The sequence below is a fragment of the Streptomyces sp. NPDC016640 genome (assembly GCF_043076215.1).
Lineage (GTDB): Bacteria > Actinomycetota > Actinomycetes > Streptomycetales > Streptomycetaceae > Streptomyces.
Genome location: NZ_JBIBRG010000003.1, coordinates 205,021 through 227,038, shown reverse-complemented (window position 1 = coordinate 227,038; position 22,018 = coordinate 205,021). Strand labels below are relative to the sequence as shown.

The 22,018-nt window shown below is 71.3% G+C and carries 21 protein-coding genes, 1 tRNA gene and 1 pseudogene; 16 read left to right on the top strand and 7 right to left on the bottom strand.

Annotation, left to right across the window (positions count from 1 at the left end; translation table 11 throughout):
- The first annotated feature begins 10 nt into the window (after positions 1–10).
- From ACF07S_RS07880 to ACF07S_RS07860, 5 genes are all read left to right on the top strand, one after another.
- On the top strand, positions 11–205 hold the full coding sequence (locus ACF07S_RS07880) for a hypothetical protein (protein WP_391973691.1): 195 nt from the start codon (positions 11–13) through the stop codon (positions 203–205).
- 14 nt (positions 206–219) lie between these two features.
- A complete protein-coding gene (locus ACF07S_RS07875) occupies positions 220–459 on the top strand; it encodes a SpdD protein (protein WP_391973690.1) in 240 nt (79 codons plus the stop codon).
- A 152-nt stretch (positions 460–611) separates the two neighbouring features.
- Positions 612–1,907: a replication initiator gene (locus ACF07S_RS07870; protein ID WP_391973811.1), complete on the top strand. Its 1,296-nt coding sequence runs from the start codon at positions 612–614 to the stop codon at positions 1,905–1,907.
- Entirely contained in the window at positions 1,900–2,112 is a 213-nt protein-coding gene (locus ACF07S_RS07865) for a helix-turn-helix domain-containing protein (protein WP_037640101.1), read from the top strand. The genes ACF07S_RS07870 and ACF07S_RS07865 overlap by 8 nt, the downstream gene beginning before the upstream one ends.
- Positions 2,112–3,242 carry a tyrosine-type recombinase/integrase gene (locus ACF07S_RS07860; RefSeq protein WP_391973689.1) on the top strand — a complete coding sequence of 377 codons (1,131 nt, stop codon included), beginning with the start codon at positions 2,112–2,114 and terminating at the stop codon, positions 3,240–3,242. Before ACF07S_RS07865 ends, ACF07S_RS07860 begins: the two co-directional genes overlap by 1 nt.
- A 265-nt stretch (positions 3,243–3,507) precedes the next feature.
- On the opposite strand, the gene ACF07S_RS07855 is transcribed toward ACF07S_RS07860, so the two are convergent.
- Positions 3,508–4,026, bottom strand: coding sequence for a hypothetical protein (locus ACF07S_RS07855; RefSeq protein WP_391973688.1), 519 nt, complete (start codon positions 4,024–4,026; stop codon positions 3,508–3,510).
- Between the two features lie 236 nt (positions 4,027–4,262).
- Here ACF07S_RS07855 and ACF07S_RS07850 point away from each other — a divergent pair.
- Positions 4,263–4,614: pseudogene (locus ACF07S_RS07850) on the top strand (tyrosine-type recombinase/integrase); the annotation flags it as partial.
- A 108-nt stretch (positions 4,615–4,722) separates the two neighbouring features.
- Here ACF07S_RS07850 and ACF07S_RS07845 read toward each other — a convergent pair.
- Positions 4,723–4,795, bottom strand: a tRNA-Arg gene (locus tag ACF07S_RS07845).
- Positions 4,796–5,006: 211 nt separating this feature from the next.
- Complete coding sequence (locus ACF07S_RS07840; protein WP_391973687.1) at positions 5,007–6,293, bottom strand: M6 family metalloprotease domain-containing protein; 1,287 nt, start codon at positions 6,291–6,293, stop codon at positions 5,007–5,009.
- Positions 6,294–6,568: 275 nt separating this feature from the next.
- Between ACF07S_RS07840 and ACF07S_RS07835 the strand changes: the two genes are divergently transcribed.
- Both ACF07S_RS07835 and ACF07S_RS07830 read left to right on the top strand, forming a co-directional pair.
- Positions 6,569–7,210 carry a TetR/AcrR family transcriptional regulator gene (locus ACF07S_RS07835; protein ID WP_391963659.1) on the top strand — a complete coding sequence of 214 codons (642 nt, stop codon included), beginning with the start codon at positions 6,569–6,571 and terminating at the stop codon, positions 7,208–7,210.
- A 222-nt stretch (positions 7,211–7,432) separates the two neighbouring features.
- Complete coding sequence (locus tag ACF07S_RS07830) at positions 7,433–8,977, top strand: MFS transporter (protein ID WP_391973686.1); 1,545 nt, start codon at positions 7,433–7,435, stop codon at positions 8,975–8,977.
- Between the two features lie 259 nt (positions 8,978–9,236).
- On the opposite strand, the gene ACF07S_RS07825 is transcribed toward ACF07S_RS07830, so the two are convergent.
- Positions 9,237–9,752 (bottom strand): MarR family winged helix-turn-helix transcriptional regulator, encoded by a 516-nt coding sequence (locus ACF07S_RS07825; protein ID WP_391963657.1) that lies wholly within the window; start codon positions 9,750–9,752, stop codon positions 9,237–9,239.
- 154 nt (positions 9,753–9,906) lie between these two features.
- On the opposite strand from ACF07S_RS07825, the gene ACF07S_RS07820 reads away from it, so the two are divergent.
- The gene (locus ACF07S_RS07820) at positions 9,907–10,668 is read left to right on the top strand and encodes a dioxygenase (RefSeq protein ID WP_391973810.1); all 762 of its coding nucleotides are present in this window, start codon (positions 9,907–9,909) and stop codon (positions 10,666–10,668) included.
- A 46-nt stretch (positions 10,669–10,714) separates the two neighbouring features.
- Here ACF07S_RS07820 and ACF07S_RS07815 read toward each other — a convergent pair whose 3' ends face one another.
- Positions 10,715–11,233, bottom strand: a complete 519-nt coding sequence (locus ACF07S_RS07815; RefSeq protein ID WP_391973685.1) for a GNAT family N-acetyltransferase — start codon at positions 11,231–11,233, stop codon at positions 10,715–10,717.
- 193 nt (positions 11,234–11,426) lie between these two features.
- Between ACF07S_RS07815 and ACF07S_RS07810 the strand changes: the two genes are divergently transcribed.
- Both ACF07S_RS07810 and ACF07S_RS07805 read left to right on the top strand, forming a co-directional pair.
- The gene (locus ACF07S_RS07810) at positions 11,427–12,425 is read left to right on the top strand and encodes an RNA polymerase sigma factor RpoD/SigA (RefSeq protein ID WP_391963655.1); all 999 of its coding nucleotides are present in this window, start codon (positions 11,427–11,429) and stop codon (positions 12,423–12,425) included.
- 671 nt (positions 12,426–13,096) lie between these two features.
- On the top strand, positions 13,097–13,726 hold the full coding sequence (locus tag ACF07S_RS07805) for a TetR/AcrR family transcriptional regulator (protein ID WP_391973809.1): 630 nt from the start codon (positions 13,097–13,099) through the stop codon (positions 13,724–13,726).
- A 175-nt stretch (positions 13,727–13,901) separates the two neighbouring features.
- On the opposite strand, the gene ACF07S_RS07800 is transcribed toward ACF07S_RS07805, so the two are convergent.
- The gene (locus ACF07S_RS07800) at positions 13,902–14,873 is read right to left on the bottom strand and encodes a helix-turn-helix transcriptional regulator (protein ID WP_391963654.1); all 972 of its coding nucleotides are present in this window, start codon (positions 14,871–14,873) and stop codon (positions 13,902–13,904) included.
- Positions 14,874–14,936: 63 nt separating this feature from the next.
- Between ACF07S_RS07800 and ACF07S_RS07795 the strand changes: the two genes are divergently transcribed.
- From ACF07S_RS07795 to ACF07S_RS07775, 5 genes are all read left to right on the top strand, one after another.
- Complete coding sequence (locus ACF07S_RS07795; protein WP_391973684.1) at positions 14,937–16,481, top strand: MFS transporter; 1,545 nt, start codon at positions 14,937–14,939, stop codon at positions 16,479–16,481.
- Positions 16,482–16,739: 258 nt separating this feature from the next.
- Entirely contained in the window at positions 16,740–17,501 is a 762-nt protein-coding gene (locus tag ACF07S_RS07790) for a DeoR/GlpR family DNA-binding transcription regulator (protein ID WP_391973808.1), read from the top strand.
- Complete coding sequence (gene pfkB, locus ACF07S_RS07785; protein ID WP_391963651.1) at positions 17,498–18,445, top strand: 1-phosphofructokinase; 948 nt, start codon at positions 17,498–17,500, stop codon at positions 18,443–18,445. Before ACF07S_RS07790 ends, pfkB begins: the two co-directional genes overlap by 4 nt.
- Before the next feature lie 132 nt (positions 18,446–18,577).
- The gene (locus ACF07S_RS07780) at positions 18,578–20,779 is read left to right on the top strand and encodes a fructose-specific PTS transporter subunit EIIC (RefSeq protein ID WP_391973683.1); all 2,202 of its coding nucleotides are present in this window, start codon (positions 18,578–18,580) and stop codon (positions 20,777–20,779) included.
- A 115-nt stretch (positions 20,780–20,894) separates the two neighbouring features.
- Positions 20,895–21,179: a hypothetical protein gene (locus tag ACF07S_RS07775; protein ID WP_391963649.1), complete on the top strand. Its 285-nt coding sequence runs from the start codon at positions 20,895–20,897 to the stop codon at positions 21,177–21,179.
- Between the two features lie 20 nt (positions 21,180–21,199).
- On the opposite strand, the gene ACF07S_RS07770 is transcribed toward ACF07S_RS07775, so the two are convergent.
- Complete coding sequence (locus ACF07S_RS07770; RefSeq protein WP_391963648.1) at positions 21,200–21,946, bottom strand: DUF6227 family protein; 747 nt, start codon at positions 21,944–21,946, stop codon at positions 21,200–21,202.
- Positions 21,947–22,018: the final 72 nt, after the last annotated feature.

Genomic DNA, 22,018 nt, shown 5'->3' with positions numbered 1-22,018 from the left:
GGGAGTTCCCATGACCGTCTCACTGCCGCTCGTCCTGGTCCTGGGCCTCATTGCCTGGGGCGTGGTCCGGTTCCTCGGAGTCCGCGTCTGGATCGTCGTAGTGATCGCCCTGTTCGGCTTCCTGCTCTCCCGGACCGTCCTCGCCCCGCTCATCGACTCCGGCGCCCGCTCCGGCGTCGGCATCGTCAACGGCACCCGCGGCTGACAAGGAGATACGCCGTGTTCCGTCCCAAGCTGCCCGACGTCCCGACCCCGACCGCGCTCAGCGACCACCACGCCCACAGCCCGGTGCCCTCCACCGGCCGCGCCCTCGCCCCGTACGTGGGCCCGGTCGCCGCGGTGGTCGTCGTCGGCGTCGTCCTCACCGCGCTCCTGGCGGCCGTCGCCGTCACGGCCGTGTCCGTGGCCATCGCCGGCGTGGTCCTGCGCTCCCTCGTCACCGGCGCGACCAGGCACTGACCGGCCGCCGGGGCGGCAACAAGCCGCCAAGCATCCCGCCGCCCCGGGGCCGTCCCTCCCAACCGCCGTAACAGCCGAGAGGAACTCCCATCATCACCCGGCAGACTCCGCCCCCGCTGGCGGAACTCTCCCAACTCGCCGCCCTCGGTAACCTGCCCGAGCTGGCCCGCCAACTGTCCGGCCTGGGCGGTTGCACGCACCCGATCCGCCTCGACGGCCACCGCACCGAGTACGCCGTCGACACCCGCACCGGCGAGATCGGCACCGCCCTCCGCCACCTCGACTCCGCCGACCTCCCGGCCGGTCACCTCCTGGTCCGCTGCAACAACCGCCGCACCACTCGGTGCGCGGCCTGCGCCGAGGTGTACCGCTGCGACACCTTCCACCTGATCACCTCGGGCCTGCGTGGCGGCAAGGGCGTCTCCGAACGCGTTGCCGCACACCCACGCGTCTTCGCCACGTTCACCGCGCCGGGCTTCGGCCCGGTCCACAACCGCCCCACCGGCCCGGTCGGCTCGGTTCGCCGCTGCCGCTGCGGCGCCCTTCACGACCAGGACGACCCCGCCCTCGGCACCCCGCTCGACCCGGACACCTACGACTACGAAGCGGCCGTGCTCTGGAACGCGCACGCCGGTCCGCTGTGGCGGCGCTTCTCGATCTACCTGCGACGGGAGGTCGCCAAGCGCGCCGGCCTCACCCAGCGGGCCTTCCGCGAGTACGCCCGGGTGTCCTTCGCCAAGGTCGCCGAGTACCAGAAGCGCGGCGCCGTCCACTTCCACGCCGTCATCCGCATCGACGGCCCCGAGGGCGGCGACACCCCACCACCCGCCTGGGCCACCGCCGAACTACTGACCGACGCCATCCGCGCCGCCGCCACCGCCGCCCGCGTGGACGGCCCGACCATCGACGGCCGGGCCCATGCCTTCGCCTTCGGCCGTCAACTCGACGTGCGCACCATCCGCTCGGCCGACTTCGACGGCGGCCAGGAGTTGACCGAACGGGCCGTCGCCGCGTACATCGCCAAATACGCCACCAAGGGCGCCGAGACCGCGACGGGAGCTCTGGACCGGCCGCTGAGGTTCCTCGCGGAACTCGCCCAGCTCGACATCAGCGACCACGCCCGCCGACTCATTCGCACCGCATGGACCCTCGGCGCCCGCAAGGACCTCGAACACCTCCGCCTGCGTGCCTGGGCCCACATGCTCGGCTTCCGCGGCCACTTCTCCACCAAGTCCCGCCGCTACTCCACCACCCTCGGCGCCCTCCGCGACGCCCGCGCCGAATGGCGCCGCGCCCAGGCCCTGGAAGCGGCCGAGACCGACCCGGACACGACCCTCGTCCTCGCGCACTGGGTCTACGCCGGAACCGGCCTCACCGACGCCGAAGCCTGGCTCACCGAAACCCTCGAACCCGCTCCCGGAACGGAAGGAGAACCCACCCATGGCTGACCGCTACCTGACCGTGGCGCAGGTGGCCGAACTCCTCGGCACCACGGAACGCTTTCCGCGCCGCCTGATCGCCGAGCGACGCATCGTGTTCGTCAAGGTCGGCCGACACGTCCGTATCCCGGAGAGCGCACTGAACGCCTTCATCGACGCCAACACGGTGCAGCCGATCGGCGACCGCCGTAGCTCCCTGCGGAGGGCTGCCTGATGGCGAACAAGAAGGGGAGGCGCCGGGACTTCGGCTCGGTCCGACAGCTTCCGTCCGGCCGTTGGCAGGTCCGCTACCGAGACCCGGAGACGGGGCAACTGCGTCCGGCGGAGAAGACGTACGCGACCAAGACCGATGCCCAAGTCGCCCTGACACACATCGAGTCGGACATCGCGCGCGGGCAGTGGTCGGACCCGGACGCCGGGGCGGTGAACTTCAAGGAGTACGCCACCGCGTGGCTGCGGGACCGGAAGCTCGCAGACCGCACCCGCGAGCGGAACGAGTCGGTGATACGGCTGCACATCCTGCCCACCTTCGGGACCGGGAGCGTGGCCGACGTGACGACAGCCCGGGTGCGTGGCTGGCGCGGCAAGCTCCTCGCGGCCGACGTCGGTGAGCCGACGGTGGTCAAGGCGTACCAACTGCTGCGCGCCCTGATGAACACGGCCGTGGACGACGAGCTGATCCGGCGCAACCCGTGCCGCATCAAGGGCGCGGACCGCTACGACGTGCCCGAGCGGCCGGTCCTCACGGTGGCGGAGGTCTTCGCCGTCGCCGACTCCATCGCGCCGCGCTACCGGCTGCTCGTGCTCCTGGCGGCCTTCACCACCCTGCGCTTCGGGGAGCTGGCGGCCCTGCGGCGCCGGGACATCGACCTGGAGGCGCTGACCGTCACCGTGCGCCGCGCTCAGGCCGAACTGCAGGACGGCCGGCTCTTCGACAAGGCGCCGAAATCCGCGGCCGGGGTGCGCTCCGTCTCCTTCCCCGCCGAACTGCTCGACGCGGTCACGCACCACCTGGAGCACTTCGCCGCTCCCAGCCGTGACGGGCACGTCTTCGTCGGGCCGCAGGGCGGGCAGCTGCGGCGCAGCAACTTCCGCGACGACTGGGTCAAGGCCCGGAAGGCCGCGGGTGTCACGGCCGAGCTGCACTTCCACGATCTTCGGCACACGGGTAACACGCTGGCCTCGACGGCCGGCGCGAGTACGCGGGAGCTGATGACGCGGATGGGGCACAGCAGTTCCCGGGCCGCGTTGATCTATCAGCACATGACCAGCGACCGTGACCGGGCCATCGCTGACCGGCTCGGGGCCATGATCCGCGATGGCGGGGGAGGGGCCTCCACCTAGGAGATGTGAATTCCGGCGCGGACTTGAGTGGAACAACGCGGCACATGGTGATGGGTCGGCCTGGGAGGAGACTCCTCCTGCGCCGGCCCTTTTTCTGTTCTCCGGGCAGGATTGGAACCTGTGATGCCCACTGCAATCGATCATCCGAGCGTCTTGCTGGCCAATAGTGACACTGGTTTTCCACCGTCACTTCACTGCTTCCTCGGCGATACCGAAGTTGGCACGTAGTCGACCCTGCGGGTGCGCACCCGGACCCGCTACCACGCTAGTTGCGAGCCTCCAGGTGACTCTTGAATCGCTTGCGTTGAGCCGAAATAATGAAGGCGTCGTATGTCTTCAAAAGTTCGTCAAGTGCAGTGGTGATCTGCTCAACTGCCTCGCGATGCAGTTCAGGGCGTTCATCCCGCCACTCTGGCGGAATCATGTATCGGGTGCTATTAGGGACCGGAAAAATTCTTGGGCCGATCCGATCGCGAAGAGTGCGAAATCTCTGGATTAATTCCGTATGCATCGCATTCAGTTCGGCATCATCGAATCCCCTGGGATCTCTGTCGTAAAAATCGATGAACTGATCTAGCAGATTGAGCTGAGTAGCTTCATAGGAAGTCACTAGAAAGCCACTTCGTAGCCAGGTGAGCAGATTGCTCTGAGGGGAGGCGTACTGATTAAAGGCCTGGAACATGTCGGAGTCGTGGGCGGATGGCTCTGCCAAACGTGCTTCGAGATCGGAAATCCTCGCTCGCTGGGATACTAGAACATTCGAAAGTGCCAGCACCGCGGCCACTAGTAGTAGGCTAAAAATAGTGAGGCCCATGTAATGTTCACGCAGCCAGCTCCTTGTATCCGAAGAAACCAAAAAAAGTACGGCTGCAGTTACGTCTGCGATCGTGCCTAGAATTAGCATTACAACAGACGCACTCACTCGTTCACTGACCGACTGAGAAGACATTCCTCCCCCTTACTGGATAGGCCCAACGGGTCAAAGCTGACACACTTCGAAACCCCGTGTCATCATCTTCCATCGATTCGGTCACCCATCACCCGGAGCACTTCGACGCTCCCGCCTTGGGGGCACGTCTTCGTCGGGCCGCAGGGCGGGCAGCTGCGGCGCAGCAACTTCCGCGACGACTGGGTCAAGGCCCGGAAGGCTGCGGGCGTCACGGCTGAGCTGCACTTCCACGATCTTCGGCACACGGGCAACACGCTAGCCTCGACGGCCGGGGCCAGCACGCGGGAGCTGATGACGAGGATGGGGCACAGTAGCTCCCGGGCCGCGTTGATCTACCAGCACATGACCAGCGACCGGGACCGGGCCATCGCCGACCGGCTCGGGGCCATGATCCGAGACGGTGAGGGAGGGGCCTCCGGCTAGGGGATGTGGACTCCGCGTGGACTCTAGTGGCACGCGTGTGGCACGACCTCGGACACGACAAAGGGCCAGCCTGGGAGGAAACCCCTCCTGAGCTGGCCCTTTGCTCTGTGCCCCCGGCAGGATTCGAACCTGCGACACCCGCTTTAGGAGAGCGGTGCTCTATCCCCTGAGCTACGAAGGCGCTGGCGTCAGCGTACCGGATGGCGGTCGTGAGGGTGCGGGGGGTCAGGTCAGGGGGCGTGGGTGAAGGAGGTGGCGGCGGCCGCCGGGTGAGGGCCGGTTTCGACCAGTGTGGCGGAGGGCGGGAAGAGGTGGTCGGCGTGGTCGTCGAGTGCGCGGTGGGCCGGGTGGGCCGTGCGTTGAGCGCCGCCGCCCGCCGGTGTGCCCGTGGTTCAGCTCTGCGACGCGCGGGTCACCCGGACCCGGTACTTCTCGTCCTTCCCCGCCACCACCGCGATCCGGATGCCCGTCCGGCGGTCCACGAAGCTCTGGCCCGGTGCGAAGGTGGCGTCCGACAGTTCCGCGTGGACGTTCGGGGTGCGGGTGCACCCCCCGCTGTCGCGGCGGGCGTCGTAGACGGTGATCGGGCCCATGCCGGTGTCCACGTTCGCGTCGACCCGGTAGACCAGGATGCCGGGGCGGCACACGGCCTCGTCGTTGCCGGCGCGGGTGCGCAGTTCGACGGCGTACCCGGAGTGGCCGTCCAGGGGGACGAACACCAGCTTCGGGCCGCCCGCCCGGGCCAGCGGCGTCAGCGGGTACTCCCGCGTCCCCGCGTCCGCCGCGCAGCCGACCTGGTCCGCGTCCAGCCAGCCCAGCTTCCACTTGTGCCAGGCGAGGAGGTCGTTGTTGGCGCCCCAGTCCTCGCTCATGATGTCCCAGTGGCCGACCGCGCCGCCGCCCTCGGCGGTGTAGAGGTCGGGCAGGCCGAAGACATGGCCGTTCTCGTGCGGCAGGACGCGGTAGCCGGTGCGGTCGTAGGAGCCGGAGCCGTCGTCCTGGCGGGAGTAGACGAAGGACGCGTTGGCGACGGGGACGCCGTCCGCGGTCGGGGCCTGCGCGTTGCCCGCGAAGGTGACGGACAGGACCGTGTCGAGGGCGGCGGGGCCCGCGTTCGGGGTCACCAGTACGTTCAGCAGGTCGTACGCCTGGAAGTCCACCTCGTGATCGGCCTCGGCCACGATGTCGCGGACCAGTTCGCGGTAGCCGGGGTCGAAGGGCGCGCCGCGCTCTATGCCGTACGCGCGGAAGGACCTGGGCATGCGCAGCCAGTCGGGGACGGGGATCTCGGGGCGGTAGTCGAGGCGGCCGTAGGAACTGGTGGCGAACCACTCGCGGGTCTCCGGGAAGAACTCCCGGTAGCGGTCGAGGGCGTCGCCCCGGCCGGGTGCGTCGGGGAAGTCGATCATCAGGGTGAGGGCGCGGACCGTGCCGGTGGAGCGGGTGTAGCCGGGGCTCGTGGGGATGCCCTCGGACATCTGGACCTCGCGGCCGCCGCCGATCATGCAGGGGCCGTGGGCGGAGGTGCGGGACAGGGCGCTCGGCCCGGCGCCGGCGACGGAGGTGCCGGGGGAGAGGTGGCCGTTGCCGGCCGAGGTGCTGACCGCGAGGGTCAGGGCGATCACGGATGCGAGGGCGGCCAGGCGGCGCGGGGATATCCGGCTGCGGCTCGGCTGCATGCGGGGAACCTCCGTTCCACACGGCAGCCGCCGGTCTCCGACTGCACCCTCCCGATCACCCTGCGGCGACGGGTGTGGGGGCGCTCGCTGGAAGGGCCGATCGTGGGTCTCCCGCGAGGGGAGGGGAAAGAAGGGTGTGAGGCAGGTCACAGGAGAAGGCTTCGGTGGTGGGAAATAAGCGGGGATCGTTTCCCCGTTTAGACCTGTGTCCAAGCGAAACGGGGATTTGCTCCCCGGATCGCCTGCCCCGAACCACCGCAACCGAGGAGTGCACCGTGCAGACCGCGACCCCCGTAGCGCGCAGGACGCCCCGGCCCCGCGCCGACGCCCTGCGCAACCGGGAGCGGATCGTCACCGCCGCCCGCGAGATGTTCGTCGAGTTCGGGCCCGATGCGCCGCTCGACGAGATCGCCCGCCGGGCCGGCGTCGGCAACGCCACGGTGTACCGCAACTTCCCCGATCGTGACGCGCTGGTGCGCGAGGTCGTCTGCTCCGTGATGGACCGTACGGCGCGGGCGGCCGAGCAGGCGCTCAACGAGACGGGTGACGCCTTCGAGGCACTGGAGCGCTTCGCGCACACGGCCGCCGACGAACGGATCAGCGCGCTGTGCCCGATGATCTCCAGCACCTTCGACCAGAACCATCCCGACCTCGAGGAGGCGCGTCGGCGCGCCGAAAGCCTCGTCGCCCAGCTGATGGACCGCGCCAAGGCGGCCGGTCAGCTCCGTTCCGACGTGGAGTACGGCGACCTGATGGTGGGCGTCGCCCAGCTGAGCCGGCCCCCGGCCGGTACCGGCTGCCTGAACGCCGACCGGTTCGTCCACCGCCATCTCCAGCTGTTCCTGGACGGGATGCGGGCCCCGGCCCCCACCGTCCTGCCGGGCGCGGCCGTGACCGTGGAGGACCTGCGCCGCTGAACGATCACTGACCATCCATCGCCCGTCCTGATCACCCGGTCGCGAAGACCGTGGCCGAGGGGACCGCGGTCACGGCGGCCGCAGTCCTCGCGGGGAGCAACGGGCACCGATCACAGCGGCCGTCCGCCCGGGACGGGTCGTTTCCCGAGCACGCCCGATTTTTCCTTAAACAGTTCTGAAACAGTCCTGATTTCCGTCATACGTTCCGAAGTGGGTACCCCCATGTCTCAAACAGCCGCGACGGCCGGAAAGGCCGTCCGCGTCGTCCCCGACGCCAACCGCTGGAAAGCGCTCGTCTTCATCGCGCTCGCCCAGCTGATGGTCGTCCTGGACGCCACCATCGTGAACATCGCCCTGCCCTCCGCCCAGCAGGATCTGGGCATCTCGGACGGCAACCGCCAGTGGGTGGTCACCGCCTACGCCCTCGCCTTCGGCGGGCTGCTGCTGTTCGGCGGCCGGATCGCCGACCTGTGGGGGCGCAAGCGGGCCTTCGTGCTCGGTCTGGGCGGGTTCGCCGCGGCCTCCGCGCTCGGCGGCGCGGCCACCAACGAGGCCATGATGTTCGGCGCCCGCGCCCTGCAGGGCGTGTTCGGCGCGCTGCTCGCGCCCGCCGCGCTGTCCCTGCTCGCGGTGATGTTCACCGACGGCAAGGAGCGCGCCAAGGCGTTCGGCATCTACGGCGCGATCGCCGGCGGCGGTGGTGCCGTCGGTCTGATCCTCGGCGGTTTCCTCACCGAGTACCTGGACTGGCGCTGGACGTTCTTCGTGAACATCCCGTTCGCCGTCGTCGCCGCGGCCGGCGCGTACTTCGTCATCCGTGAGCCCGGGGGCAGCCGCAACCGCTCGTCGCTGGACGTCCCCGGCGTGGTGCTGTCGACCCTGGGTCTGGTCGCGCTGGTCTACGGCTTCACCCGCGCGGAGTCCGAGGGGTGGAGCGACTCCCTGACGATCGGCATGTTCGTCGCCTCCGCCGTGCTGCTCGCCGCCTTCGTGGCCGTCGAGGCCAAGGTCAAGGCGCCGCTGCTGCCGCTGCGCGTGATCACCGAGCGCAATCGCGGCGGGATCTACCTCTCGCTGGGCCTGGCGATCATCGCGATGTTCGGCCTGTTCCTCTTCCTGACGTACTACCTGCAGATCGTGAAGGACTACTCGCCGGTCAAGACCGGCTTCGCGTTCCTGCCGATGATCGCGGGCATGATCGCGGGTTCCACCCAGATCGGCACCCGGCTGATGACCAGGGTCGCGCCCCGGCTGCTGATGGGCCCCGGCTTCCTGGCCGCCGCGCTCGGCATGCTGGTGCTGACCCGGCTGGAGATCGACTCCTCGTACGCGGCGGTGCTGCTGCCGGGGATGCTGCTGCTGGGTCTCGGCATGGGTACGGCGTTCATGCCGGCCATGTCCCTGGCCACCCAGGGCGTCGAGCCCCGGGACTCCGGTGTCGCCTCCGCGATGGTCAACACCTCGCAGCAGGTGGGCGGCGCGATCGGCACGGCCCTGCTGAACACGATCGCGGCCTCGGCCACCACGTCCTACATCACCGATCACATCGGCGGCGCCACGAGCCGGTCCCAGCAGCAGCTGGTCCAGCTCCAGGGGCAGGTGCAGGGCTACACCAGCGCGATCTGGTTCGCCGTCGGGATCCTGGTGGTGGCCGCGGCCATCGCCGTGACCTTCATCAACGCCGGCCGGCCGGGCGGTACCACGGTCGTCGGGTCCTCCGGACAGGCCGCCCAGGACGAGGTCCCCGTGCCGGTGCTGGCGCACTGACGGACCTGACCCGCGCCGGTCACCGGTGGCTCTGACGGACGGCTCGGTTCGCGCCGGTCACCGGTGACTCCGAGGGGCCCGGCCCGCGCCGGCCGCCGGGCCCGACGGCGGCCGGCCCGACTCGGCGCGCTGGACGGCCCCGGCCGCCGCCGTCGACCGCTGACGGCCCCGGTCCGCCGTACCCCTTCGGACCAGCCGTACGGACGGGGAAGGGACGCCTCGTCCGTACGGCTCCCCCGGACCTGCCCCGGCTTCCGCGTCAGCGGAGCCAGGGCAGGTCCGCACCCGCTTCGCTCGGCTGGAGTCCCTCGGCGATGATCCGCATGATCTCGCCGAGGGACTCCTGCTGTTCCGGGCTGAGCCGGTCGAAGACAGCCTGGCGCACGGCGTCCACATGACCGGGCGCGTGCCGGCGCAGCACCCCGGCCCCCTCGTCGGTCAGCACCGCGAACTGGCCCCGCTTGTCGGAGGGGCAGTCCTCGCGGCGTACCCAGCCGTTCTTCTCCAGACGGGCGACGGCGTGCGAGAGACGGGAGCGGGTGATCTTCGCGGACATCGCCAGCTCCGTCATGCGCAGCCGCCGGCGGGGGGACTCGGCGAGTTTGACGAGCAGGCCGTAATAGACGTGCGGCATTCCCGCGTCACGCTGGAGCTGGCGGTCGAGGTGGTCTTCCAGGAGGGTGGCGGCCTCGATGTACGAGCGCCAGACGCGCTGCTCCTCGTCCGTGAGCCAGCGGGGTTCCTCGGCGCGTGCCGATGTGGGTGCCGTCTTCATGTACTCCACTGTACGACCGGTCTCCTTGAAGGTTAAACAAAAGGGGCGTACGGTTGACGATAGAAGTTGAGAGTTCAAGCAAGCGTCGGTGAGCAGGCTGCCGGCCGCCTTGCCGAAGGGAGCCTCAGTCATGACCGCCTCCACCCGGGAGCGCATGCCCGCGCTCTACCTCAGCCACGGTGCCCCGCCCCTGGCCGACGACCCCCTCTGGCCCGGCGAGCTGGCCGCCTGGTCGGCCGGTCTGCCCCGCCCGACGGCCATCCTGGTCGTCTCCGCCCACTGGGAGGAGGCCCCGCTCGCCCTCGGCGCCACCGGGGCCGTCCCTCTCGTCTACGACTTCTGGGGCTTCCCCGAGCACTACTACCAGGTCACCTACGGCGCCCCCGGCGCCCCCGCGCTCGCCGACTCGGTGCGCAAGCTGCTGCGTGCCCCCGGCCTCCCCGTGCAGGACGTCCCCGACCGGGGCCTGGACCACGGCGCCTACGTCCCGCTGGTCGAGATGTTCCCCGAGGCCGACATCCCGGTGCTCCAGGTGTCCATGCCGACGCTGGACCCGGTGAGGCTGATGGAGATCGGGCGCAGGCTCGCGCCGCTGCGCGACGAGGGCGTACTGATCATCGGCTCCGGGTTCTTCACCCACAACCTGGCCGCACTGCGGCAGGGCGGCATCCCCGCCTGGTCGGCGGAGTTCGACGACTGGGGCCGCCGGGCGCTGGACTCCGGGGACGTCGACGCGCTGCTCGACTTCACCCGCAAGTCGCCGGCGGGTCTGCTCGCCCACCCGCGCACCGAGCACTTCGCACCGCTCTTCGTGACCATGGGTGCCGCGGACGCCTCCGGTGAGCTCGGGGAACAGAAGTCCGTGATCGACGGGTTCTGGATGGGGCTGGCCAAGCGGTCGGTGCAGTTCGGCTGACGCGGCTGACGCGGCTGACGGCCGCGGACGGCCTCGGGGGAGGCCCCTACAGGGGTTTCTCGTACCAGGCCACGTCCCACCAGCGGCCGAACTTGCGGCCCACCTCGCGGTACGTGCCGACGTGCCGGAAGCCGAAGCGCTCGTGCAGCCGTGTCGAGGCGTCGTTCGGCTGGGCGATTCCGGCATAGGCGCGGTGCAGGTCCTCGCCCGCCAGGGCGTCGAAGAGGGCCGTGTAGAGCAGTGTGCCGACGCCGCGCCGGCCGGCGTCCGGGGCGACGTAGACCGTCGTCTCCACGGAGGTCGCGTAGGCGGGCTTGGGGCGGAAGGGGCTCGAGGTGGCGTACCCCAGGATCCGCTGTGAACCGGTGTCCGTGGCAACCATCAGACGGCACGGGCCGTCTTCAGGGTGGGAGAGCAGCCAGGGGCGGCGCTCCTCCGGGGTGAACGGCGCCGTGTCGAATGTGATCGGCGTCTCACGCACGTAGTGGTTGTAGAGGTCGGTGAGGGATGTCAGATCGCCTTCGTTCCCCGGTCTGACCTGGACCTCTGCGTACTCCGTCGGCATCGCGCCTCCCCGCGTGGGCCGACAGGGTACTGCATGATCAGAAAAATCGGAGTGCGGGCGGGGAATTCTGTCCGGATTCCAGTCGTTGTTTCCTACGGATGCAGGGCACCCGAGCAGAGTCCGCAGAGACCTGAAGAACGTGTCGAGCGTCCGCAGGGCCACCCGCTGACCTCATCATCGCAAGGGAGCACGCATGGCAACCCGTGCCGTCGCCCGTCGTCAGTCCGCCGCCGGCGAGACGGTCGACTCGGCAAGCAGTGTTCGCGCCCATGGCGGCGAGATCGCCGATCGCGACCTGGTCGGCATGTACCTCGACGAGATCGCGCGCACACCGCTGCTCGACGCCGCCAAGGAGGTCGAGCTGTCCCAGATCATCGAAGCGGGTGTGTTCGCGCGGCAGATCCTCGACGGTCTCGAGGAGAACAAGGCCGGTGCCTCCGCCGAGGAGTTGCATGCCCTGGTCGAGGCCAGCGAGCGGGCCAAGGACGTCTTCATCCGTTCCAACCTGCGCCTGGTCGTCGCCGTGGCGCGCCGGTACCCGCGCAGCGGCCTGCCGCTGCTCGACCTGATCCAGGAGGGCAACGCCGGTCTGGTGCGCGCGGTCGAGAAGTTCGACTACCGCAAGGGCTTCAAGTTCTCGACGTACGCCACCTGGTGGATCCGTCAGGCCATCACCCGCTCCATAGCCGACCAGTCGCGCACCATCCGCCTGCCCGTCCACCTGGTGGAGGAGCTGGGCCGGATCCGGCGCGTGCAGCGCGAGTTCAACCGTGAGCACGGCCGTGAGCCGGAGCCCGCGGAGATCGCCGCCGAGCTCGGCTCCACGCCGGAGCGCGTCACCGACGTGCTCGACTGGGCCCGCGACCCGGTCTCGCTGAACATGCCCGTGGACGACGAGGGCGAGACCCAGTTCGGCGATCTCCTGGAGGACACCTCCGCGGTGTCGCCGGAGCAGTCGGTGCTGACGCTGCTGCGCAGCGAGGAGCTGGACGACCTGATCGGCCGCCTCGACCAGCGCACCGCCTCCATCATCAAGATGCGCTACGGCATCGAGGACGGCCGGGAGCGCACGCTGACCGAGGTCGGCAAGGAGCACGGTCTGACCCGCGAGCGCATCCGCCAGATCGAGAAGCACGCGCTGCTGGAGCTGAAGAAGCTGGCCCGCGACACCGGGTTCGACGCGGCGGCGTGAGGTCCTGACCCGGCGGTGGCGTGAGGCCCTTGCCCTCGCGTGGGTGTGAGGCTCTCGTCCCGCGGTGACGGGAAGTCACCGTCCTCGCGTGGGTGGGAAGCCACCGTCCTCGCGTGGGTGTGAGGCCGTTGCCCCGCGGTGGCGTGAGGCCCTGGCTCGCGTGGTGCGTGACCTGCGGCTTCGAGGCGGTGGCGCGGCGCGAGGGGCGGCCCGTGGTGTGACGGGCGGGTCCGATCCGGTGGTGTAACGGGCCCGACCGCGTACGCCGGGTGGCGAAAGACAGCGCAAAACATGGCCGTTCCCCGCCGCTTCAACCCGCCGGGCCACGGGAACAAGACTGGCAAGCCCAGGAATTCCGTCCGTGGGGCCCTCGGGCCCCGCCGGACGCATGAGCCACGTCCCGACGCACACCCCCCCGGCGGCGGGACTTCCCAGAGCCGGGTTCGGCGCCCTTCCCCCCGGGCGCCGGGCCCGGCTTCCTCATGACCGAGGGCGCCGTGCGCTGTCCGCGGCCGAGCGGTGGGCCACCCCGAACCTGAACCCCGGGGTGGCCCACCAGATGGCAGATTGTGCCACATGGGCATAGCCTGCCGGGCGTGAGCACCACCCCGACGTCACCTCCGCCGCCTCCCGCCGTCTCCCTGACCGAGCGGCGCAAGGCCGAGACCCGTATGGAGATCGCCCGTGCCGCGGCCGGTCTCTTCGTCCGGCAGGGCCTGCGGGCCAGCCGTGCCGAGGACATCGCCCAGGCGGCCGGCATCGCCCCGCGCACCTTCTACCGGTACTTCGCCAGCAAGGAGGAGGCCGTCGGCCCGATCTACGCGGCCGGCGCCCAGCGCTGGGTGGAGGCGGTGCGCGCCGCCCCGGCCGGGGTGCCGCTGCCGCAGGTACTGGAGGACGCCGTGCGCCACACGCTGACCCCCGGCGTCGGAGTGTCGGCGGCCTCCTGGAACTGGGTCCGCACCCTGATCCGGCTGGCGGAGGCGAACCCGGCCCTGCGCAGGGTGTGGGCGCAGGCGTGCCAGGCGTCGGAGCGGCAACTGGCGGAGGCGCTGACGGAGCGGCTGACGGCCGGTCGAGCCGGTCGCGTCGGTTACGACCCCGACAACGTTGCCGCCCGCGCCCGGCTGTGCTTCGCCGCCGCCGTCGCGAGCGCGGCCGTGCGCACGGCCGTGGAGAGCTGGGCGGCGGGCGACGGCCCTTCCGAGGGCCCGCACGGCCCGGCCGAACTGGCGGTGGACAACCTGACGGCACTACGGGACTTCCCCTGGGAGGACTTCACCACGCCTCGCGCACGCTGAGGGCCACCGGGAGGACGTGACGTACGGCGGGAGGGACCCGTCCCGCGGGTGCCGTTCCGTGCCGGTCGTGCCGTGCCGTCCCGTGCCAGTCGTGCCGTGCTGGTGCCGGTGCCGGTCGTGTCGTGCCGCGCCGTGCAGCGCTGTGACACCACGTCACTCACACCACTCACACCCCTCACGTCACGGCGCCCGCCGCCCGGCTCATCCGCGCGCCCAACTCCCTCACCGCCTCGACGAGTTCCGCGGGCTCCTGCACGGTGAACTCGTGCCCCAGCATCGCCAGCCGTACCGCCATCCAGTCCTTGGCGTCGCTCACCGTCGCGCGCAGCCGGCAGCTTCCCCCGTCCAGTGGCTCGGGCGGGCCCAGCCAGGCCGGGAGGCGGGCCGCGACCACCTCGGCCGGTGCGGCGAAGGTGACGACGAGCGCGTACGACTCCTGCGCCCGGTGCATGGACCGGCGCAGATACTCCGCCGCGTTCCCGGTCGGCAGCTCCCTCGGGGTGAACCGCGCGCCGGTGGCGAAGGGTTCGCTCACCCGGTCGACGCGGAACGTACGCCAGTCGGCGCGGTCGAGGTCGTAGGCCACGAGGTACCAGCGCCGCCCGGTCGACACCAGCCGGTACGGCTCCGTCACCCGCCGGGACCCGGTGCCGTCGGCCGCGCGGTAGGCGAACCGCAGCCGTTCGTGGCCGGCCACCGTGGAAGCCATGACGATCAGCGTCTCGGGAGCGATCGTCGGACCGTCGCCGCTGGTCAACGGGGTGGTCGCGGCCTGGAGCGTGCTGACGCGGTGGCGCAGCCTGCCGGGCAGCACCTGCTCCAGTTTGGCCAGTGCCCGCACCGATGCCTCGTCCACGCCCTCCAGGGCGTGCCCGGCGCCGGCCCGCAGCCCGACCGCGATGGCCACCGCCTCCTCGTCGTCGAGGACCAGGGGCGGCATCGCCTTGCCGGCGACCAGCCGGTAGCCGCCGTCCGCGCCCAGGGTCGCCCGCACGGGATAGCCGAGCTCCCGCAGCCGGTCGATGTCCCGCCGGATCGTGCGCCGGGAGACCCCGAGCCGCTCGGCCAGCTCGCCGCCGGGCCACTCGCGGGGTGTCTGGAGGAGGGAGAGGAGCGTCAGAAGCCGGGCCGGCGTGTCCGTCGTCATGGGAACCAGGGTGCCGCAGATCTAGGACACCATCCGACCTACTGCGGTCATAGCTTCGGCGACATGACCTCCACCGGCACCCCGCTTCCCCCGCATCCCTCACATCCCCCGTGTCCCCCGCAGCCCGCGGTGGGCGACCGCCGCCGCTGGTTCGCCCTGGCGATCGTGATGACCGCGGCCTTCATGGACCTCGTCGACGTCACGATCGTCAACATCGCGATCCCGTCGATCCAGCGCGACGAGGGCGCCACCTTCAGCCAGATCCAGTGGATCACCGCCGGCTACGCCCTGGCCTTCGCCGCGGGGCTCGTCACCGGCGGCCGGCTCGGTGACATCCACGGCCGTAAGCGGATCTTCCTCATCGGTATCGGCGGCTTCACCCTCGCCTCCGCGCTGTGCGGCCTCGCCGTGAACCCCGAGATGCTGGTCGCCTCCCGCATCCTGCAGGGCGCCATGGCGGCGCTGATGGTGCCGCAGGTGCTGTCGATCGTGCACGCGACCTTCCCCGCGCACGAACGCGGCAAGGTGTTCGGGCTGTTCGGCGCGATCGTCGGCCTGGGCGCGGTGTCCGGGCCGCTGCTCGGCGCGCTGCTGACGGAGTGGAACCTGTTCGGCCTGGAATGGCGCCCGATCTTCCTGATCAACCTGCCCGTCGGCATCGCCGGACTGATCCTCGGCAGCCGCTTCATCAGCGAGTCGAAGGCGCCGCGCGCCCTGAAACTGGACCTCGTGGGGGTCGCTCTGGTGACGCTGGGCCTGCTGATGCTGCTCTACCCGCTCACCCGCGGCCGCGAGCTGGACTGGCCGGTGTGGGGGTACGTGTCGATGGCCGGCGCGCTGGTGGTCTTCGCGGCACTGGTGGCGTACGAGCGGCACAAGGGCGCGCGGGACGGGTCCCCGCTGATCGAGCTGTCGCTGTTCCGGGTGAAGAGCTTCGCGGCGGGCGTCGCGGTGCAGACCGTGTTCGGCGTCGTCCTCGGCGTCTTCTTCCTGGTGTGGACGCTGTACATGCAGATCGGTCTCGGCTGGAGTCTGCTGCGGGCGGGGCTGACCGGTGTGCCCTTCTCCCTCGCCGTCTCGGCGGCGGCCGGGATGTCGGTGCAGTTGCTGGTCCCGCGCTACGGCCGCAAGGTGCTCCAGGCGGGCGCGCTGGTGATGGCGGCCGGGGTGCTGGTCTACATCTGGGAGGCCGCGCGGTACGGCCAGTCCATCTCCCCCTGGCAGATGGCGCTCCCGCTGACGGTCATGGGCGTCGGTATGGGTCTGATCGTGGCCCCGCTCACCGACGCGGTGCTGTCCGAGGTGCCGCGGGAGCACGCCGGGTCGGCCTCGGGGCTGATCAACACCGTGCAGCAGATGGGCAACGCGCTGGGGCTCGGTCTGGTGTCGGTGGTGTTCTTCGGCGTGATCGACGAGCGGCTCGCGCCCGCCGAGGTGGGGCCGGCCTTCGCGGACGGTTTCCGGCACGCGCTGGGCTGGGTGGCCGCGGTGCTGGGCGTGATCTTCCTGCTGATGTTCGCCCTGCCGAAGCACCCGGCCGGGCATGTGGAGGGGACGGGGGCCGAGGACGCGCCCGCCGTGACGAAGGAGCCGGAACTCGTGTCCTGAGCGGACACGCCTCCGGGCCGACGGGAAGGGTCCGGCACCCACGGGTGCCGGACCCTTCCCGTGCCTTCGGGCGGCCGGGCCTCCCGTTCCTCCCGGACGGGCCGGCCGGCCACCTCTCACCGACCGGAGAAACGGGCACAAACAGAAACCCGGCCATGCCCGATCGTGCCCATAACTGTTTACTTCCCTGGTGTGCGGGCGTAATCTCCGAGCGAAACCACATGTTCGGGCATGAGTGGACGCGGAGGCGGGCGGACGATGTACGCACCGGAACGGCAGCAGGAGATCCTGCGGCTCGCCCGCGACGGCGGCCGGGTGGACGTGGTCTCGCTGGCCGAGGAGTTCCAGGTGACCGCCGAGACCATCCGCCGGGACCTCAAGGCTCTCGACCGCGCGGGTCTGGTCCGCAGGGTGCACGGCGGGGCCATCCCCGCCGGACGCCTCGGCTTCGAGCCGGACCTCGCCGAGCGGGAGACGACCGCGGCCGACGAGAAGGACCGCATCGCGCAGGCCGCCCTCGCGGAACTCCCCGGCGACGGCGCCGTGATCGTCGACGCCGGTTCGACGGCCGCGCGGCTCGCCGGACTCCTGCCGGTGGAGCTCTCCCTCACCGTCGTCACCCACAGCCTGCCCGTCGCGACCCGCCTTGCCGACCACCCCGGCATCCAGCTGCACCTGGTCGGGGGCCGGGTACGGCACCGTACGCGGGCCGCCGTGGACGCCTGGGCGCTGCGCGCGTACGCCGAGATCCGTGCGGACGTCCTGTTCGTGGCCGCCAACGGCTTCTCCGCCGAACACGGTCTGACCACCCCCGACCTCGCCGAGGCCGCCGTCAAGCGCGCGGCCGTGGCGGCGGCCCGCCGCGTGGTGCTGCTCGCCGACTCCTCCAAGCACGGTCAGGAACACTTCGCCCGCTTCGGTGACCTGGGCGACGTCGACCTGCTGATCACCGACACCGGACTGAGCCCGCAGGACGCCGCCGTCATCGAGCGCGGCGGCACGGAAGTAGTACGCGCATGATCCTCACCGTCACCCCCAACCCCTCCCTGGACCGCACCTACGAGGTCCCCTCGCTGGACCGCGGCGAGGTCGTCCGGGCCACCGGCGAACGCGTCGACCCCGGCGGCAAGGGAGTCAACGTCTCCCGCGCCGTTGCCGCGGCCGGCCGGCGCACGGTGGCCGTGCTGCCCCTGGGCGGCGCACCGGGCGCCCTGGTCGCCGACCTGCTCGACGCGCAGGGCATCCAGGTCGCCCCGGTGCCGGTCGCCGGTGCCACCCGCTCCAACATCGCGCTCGCCGAGGCGGACGGCGTCCTGACGAAGATCAACGCGCCGGGCCCCGAACTGACCGCGGCCGAGCGGGAACTGCTCCTCGACACGGTGCGACGGCAGTCCCGGGACGCCGACTGGATCGCCTGCTGCGGCAGCCTCCCGCGCGGACTCGCTCCCTCCTGGTACGCCGAACTGGTCGCCCGGGCGCACGCCGCCGGCGTACGCATCGCCCTGGACACCTCCGGCCCCGCCCTGCTCGCGGCCCTGCGCGAGCGGCCGGACGTGGTGAAGCCCAACGCCGGGGAACTGGCCCAGGCCGTGGGCCGTTCCCTGACCACCGTCGGCGACGCGCTGAAGGCGGCCGAGGAACTGCGGGAGACGGGCGCCCGGACCGTCCTCGCGAGCCTCGGCGCCGACGGACAGCTGCTCGTGGACGACGACGGCACCTGGTTCGGCAGCGCCCCGGTGGCCGCCGTCCGCAGCAACGTGGGCGCGGGCGACTCCTCCCTCGCCGGCTTCCTCGTCGCCGGCGGGCGCGGACCCCGGGCGCTCGCCTCCGCCGTCGCGCACGGTGCGGCGGCCGTCCAGCTGCCCGGCAGCGTGATGCCGGCACCCGGCGACCTGGACCCCGCCGCGGTGACCGTCACGGCCGAGGTGCCCGTCGACCGCCCACTGCGGGAGCCGGCGTCATGAGTCCCCCACGGCCACCGGCTCCGCCCTCCCCGGTCCTCCCCCTCCCTCTTCCTTCCCCCTTCCTCCCCTCACCCCCGTCCCCCTTTCCGCCCACCCCACCGCACGGGCGATACGCGTGCGAAGGAGCCCGCGATGAGTGACATGATCACCGCGGACCTGGTCGATCTCGACCTGTCCGCCGACACCAAGGAAGCGGCGGCACGCGCCCTCGCCGAGCGCATGGTGGCCCTGGGCCGGGTGACCGACCTGGACGGCTTCCTCGCCGACGTCGCCGCCCGCGAGGCGCAGATGCCGACCGGCCTCGACGGCGGTATCGGCATCCCGCACTGCCGCAGTACGCATGTCACCGAACCGACGCTGGCCTTCGGACGCAGCGCCGCCGGGATCGACTTCGGCGCGGCGGACGGGTCCGCCGACCTGGTCTTCCTGATCGCCGCCCCGGCCGGCGCCGACGACGCCCATCTGACGATCCTGTCGTCGCTGGCCCGGCAGCTGATGAACGCCGAGTTCACCACCGCGCTCCGGTCGGTGGGCGACGCGGCGGCAGCGGCGGCGCTCATCCGCGGCGACGAGCCGCCGACGGCCGGCGCGAGCGGCCCCGCGGACCCCGTGGCGGCTCCGGTGGCGGCCTCCGCCGGAGCCGCCACGGTCACGGCCACCGCCGGGACCCCTGAAACGCCCGAGACCGCCGGGACCGCCGAGACCTCCGGAACCTCTGAGACAGCCGGGACATCCGGCACCCCCGGCACCCCCGAGACCTCCGAGGCCTCCGAGACCTCCGGAACCGCCGGGACATCCGACGCGTCGTCCGCCTCCGGAACCTCCGGCGACCGCCCGTTCCGCGTCGTCGCCGTCACCTCCTGCCCCACCGGCATCGCCCACACCTACATGGCGGCCGAGTCGCTGGAGAACGCCGGCCGGGCGGCGGGCGTCGAGGTCGTCGTCGAGACGCAGGGCTCGGCCGGTTTCACCCGGCTCGACCCGGCCGTGATCGCGGCGGCGGACGGCGTGATCTTCGCCCACGACGTCCCCGTGCGGGAGAAGGAGCGCTTCGCCGGCAAGCCCACCGTCGACACCGGCGTCAAGGCGGCCGTCAACCGCCCCGCCGCACTGATCACCGAGGTCCGCGGCAAGGCCGAACGGGGCGAGGTCACCGGGGCGGCCGACGCGTCCGGCGCTACGCCCGTCGAGCGCACCGGCGACAGCGGTGAGGGGTACGGCACCAAGCTGCGCAAGTGGCTGATGTCCGGCGTCAGTTACATGGTGCCGTTCGTCGCGGCGGGCGGTCTGCTCATCGCCCTCGGCTTCGCGATCGGCGGCTACGAGATCAACAAGGCGCCGTCGGTGATGGACCACTTCGTGTGGACGCAGGCGGACAGCTGGGGCGCCCTGCTCTTCCAGACCGGCGGCGTCGCCTTCGGGTTCCTCGTCCCGGTCCTGGCCGGCTACATTGCCTACGGCATGGCGGACCGGCCCGGCCTCGTGCCCGGATTCGTCGGCGGCGCGATCTCGCTCACCGTCAACGCCGGGTTCCTCGGCGGCCTCGCCGCCGGTCTGATCGCCGGTGGTGTGGTCATCGCGATCCAGAAGGTGCGCATTCCCACCGCGCTGCGCGGCATCATGCCGGTGGTGGTGATCCCGCTGATCTCCTCGGCGGTCGTGGGCTTCCTGATGTTCGTCGTCATCGGCAAGCCCATCGCCGAGGCGCAGAAGGGCATGACCGACTGGCTGAACGGCCTCACCGGCACCAACGCCGTGCTGCTCGGCGCCCTGCTCGGCCTGATGATGTGCTTCGACCTCGGTGGACCGGTCAACAAGGTCGCCTACACCTTCGCCACCGCCGGCATCGCCGTCGCGAGCCCCGGCGACTCCGCGATGAAGATCATGGCCGCGGTGATGGCCGCCGGAATGGTGCCGCCGCTGGCGATGGCCCTGGCCACCACGGTCCGCGGCAAGCTCTTCGACCGGACCGAACGGGAGAACGGCAAGGCCGCCTGGGTCCTGGGCGCCTCCTTCATCTCCGAGGGTGCGATCCCGTTCGCCGCCGCCGACCCGCTGCGGGTGATCCCCGCCTCGATGGCGGGCGGCGCGGTCACCGGCGCCCTGTCCATGGCGTTCGGCGCCACCCTGCGCGCCCCGCACGGCGGCATCTTCGTGGTCCCGCTGATCGGCAACCCGTTGCCCTACCTCGTCGCCATCGCCGCGGGCGTCTGCGTCACCGCCGCCCTGGTGATCATCCTCAAGGGCCTGCGCAAGCCGGTCCCGGGCGCCGCGGGGGCCGGAGGGAGCACCCCGGTGCCCTCCGCGGAGGCCAGGCAGCCGGTGGCCGCCTAGTGCGAGCGATGCGTCCGTTTGGGTAGGTGTGGGTGGTTCATGCCTAGTGCGAGATAGATCACGATCATCACGGTCCGGGGGTCGAATCCCCGGGCCGTGGTGTGTACTGGGGCGCATGCGTGAGCACGAGGCAATCTCGCGGATGACGGACGTCACCGTCCTCGCCCTGGTGGCCGTGGCCTGCGCGGCGGGTCTGACCGGCATCCTGCGGCGTCGGCGCGGACGGCTGCGCGAAGGCGCCCAGGGGCACTTGGGGGCCGTCCGGCGGCACACGCCCCACGGTGTCGCCGCCATTCCCCGGCAGCGGCGGACGGGCCCACGGGCGGAAGCGGTACATCTCACCGCCGAGGAGCGCGACGCGTTCGCCGGGCTGGTACGGCGCTTCGGTGAAGGAGGCTGACTCCCGCCCCCACCGTGACCTCAGAAGACCTGCGCCGCCCGGCGTTCCATCGCGTCCCGCGCCGCGTCCTCGCTGACGTACACCTCGCACATGTGCCGTCCGTCGGGCGTCGCCGTGTGCTCGACCTCCCACAGGGACAACTCCGCGCCGTCGCCCAGCAGGAACGCGTGCTCGTAGAGCGAGAAGCACAGTCCCGGACGCCCCACGCGGGACGGCCGGCCGAAAGCCTGGGTGATCCGGTGCGCGTGCGCCGTGGTCAGCAGCGCGGCCGTCTCGGCACCCGGCCGGTCCGTGTTCTCCGCCCGGCGCAGTAGCCGGCGGGCGTGGTCCGCGGAACCGTCCGCGATGTAGACGTGCCCCAGCGCGGGGGCCGGGGACAACGTCACCGTCACCGGCAGCTCGAAGTCCGGGGCGTCCGGCGGTAACGGCAACCGGGCCGTGGCCGTGCGCAGTTCCTCCTCGTCCACGTACACCTCGTGCTGCGGCTCCGCGCCCGGTGCGGTGTTGTGGACGAGCTCCCAGAGCGTGAGCGCCGAGCCGTCGGCGAGCAGCCAGGTGTGCCGGTACGTCTCCCGGTGCAGCCCCGCGCTGTGGTGCGCGGAGTGCAGCGAACCGTCGTGCGCCAGCGCGCAGTCCAGCCGCCGGACCGTCTCGTCCGGCAGTTCGAAGGAGTTCAGGGCGCGGCCGAGCAGGCGCGCGAGGTACTCCTCCGGAGACTCGGGTGAGTCGGGTGGTTCGTACGCTGCCGTCTCGTACGGAACGCTCAAGGCTTCTCCCGGCGTTGCTGCATGTCACCTTGTGGGTGCATACCGTAGCTCCTCGGTCGGACGTCATGTCCA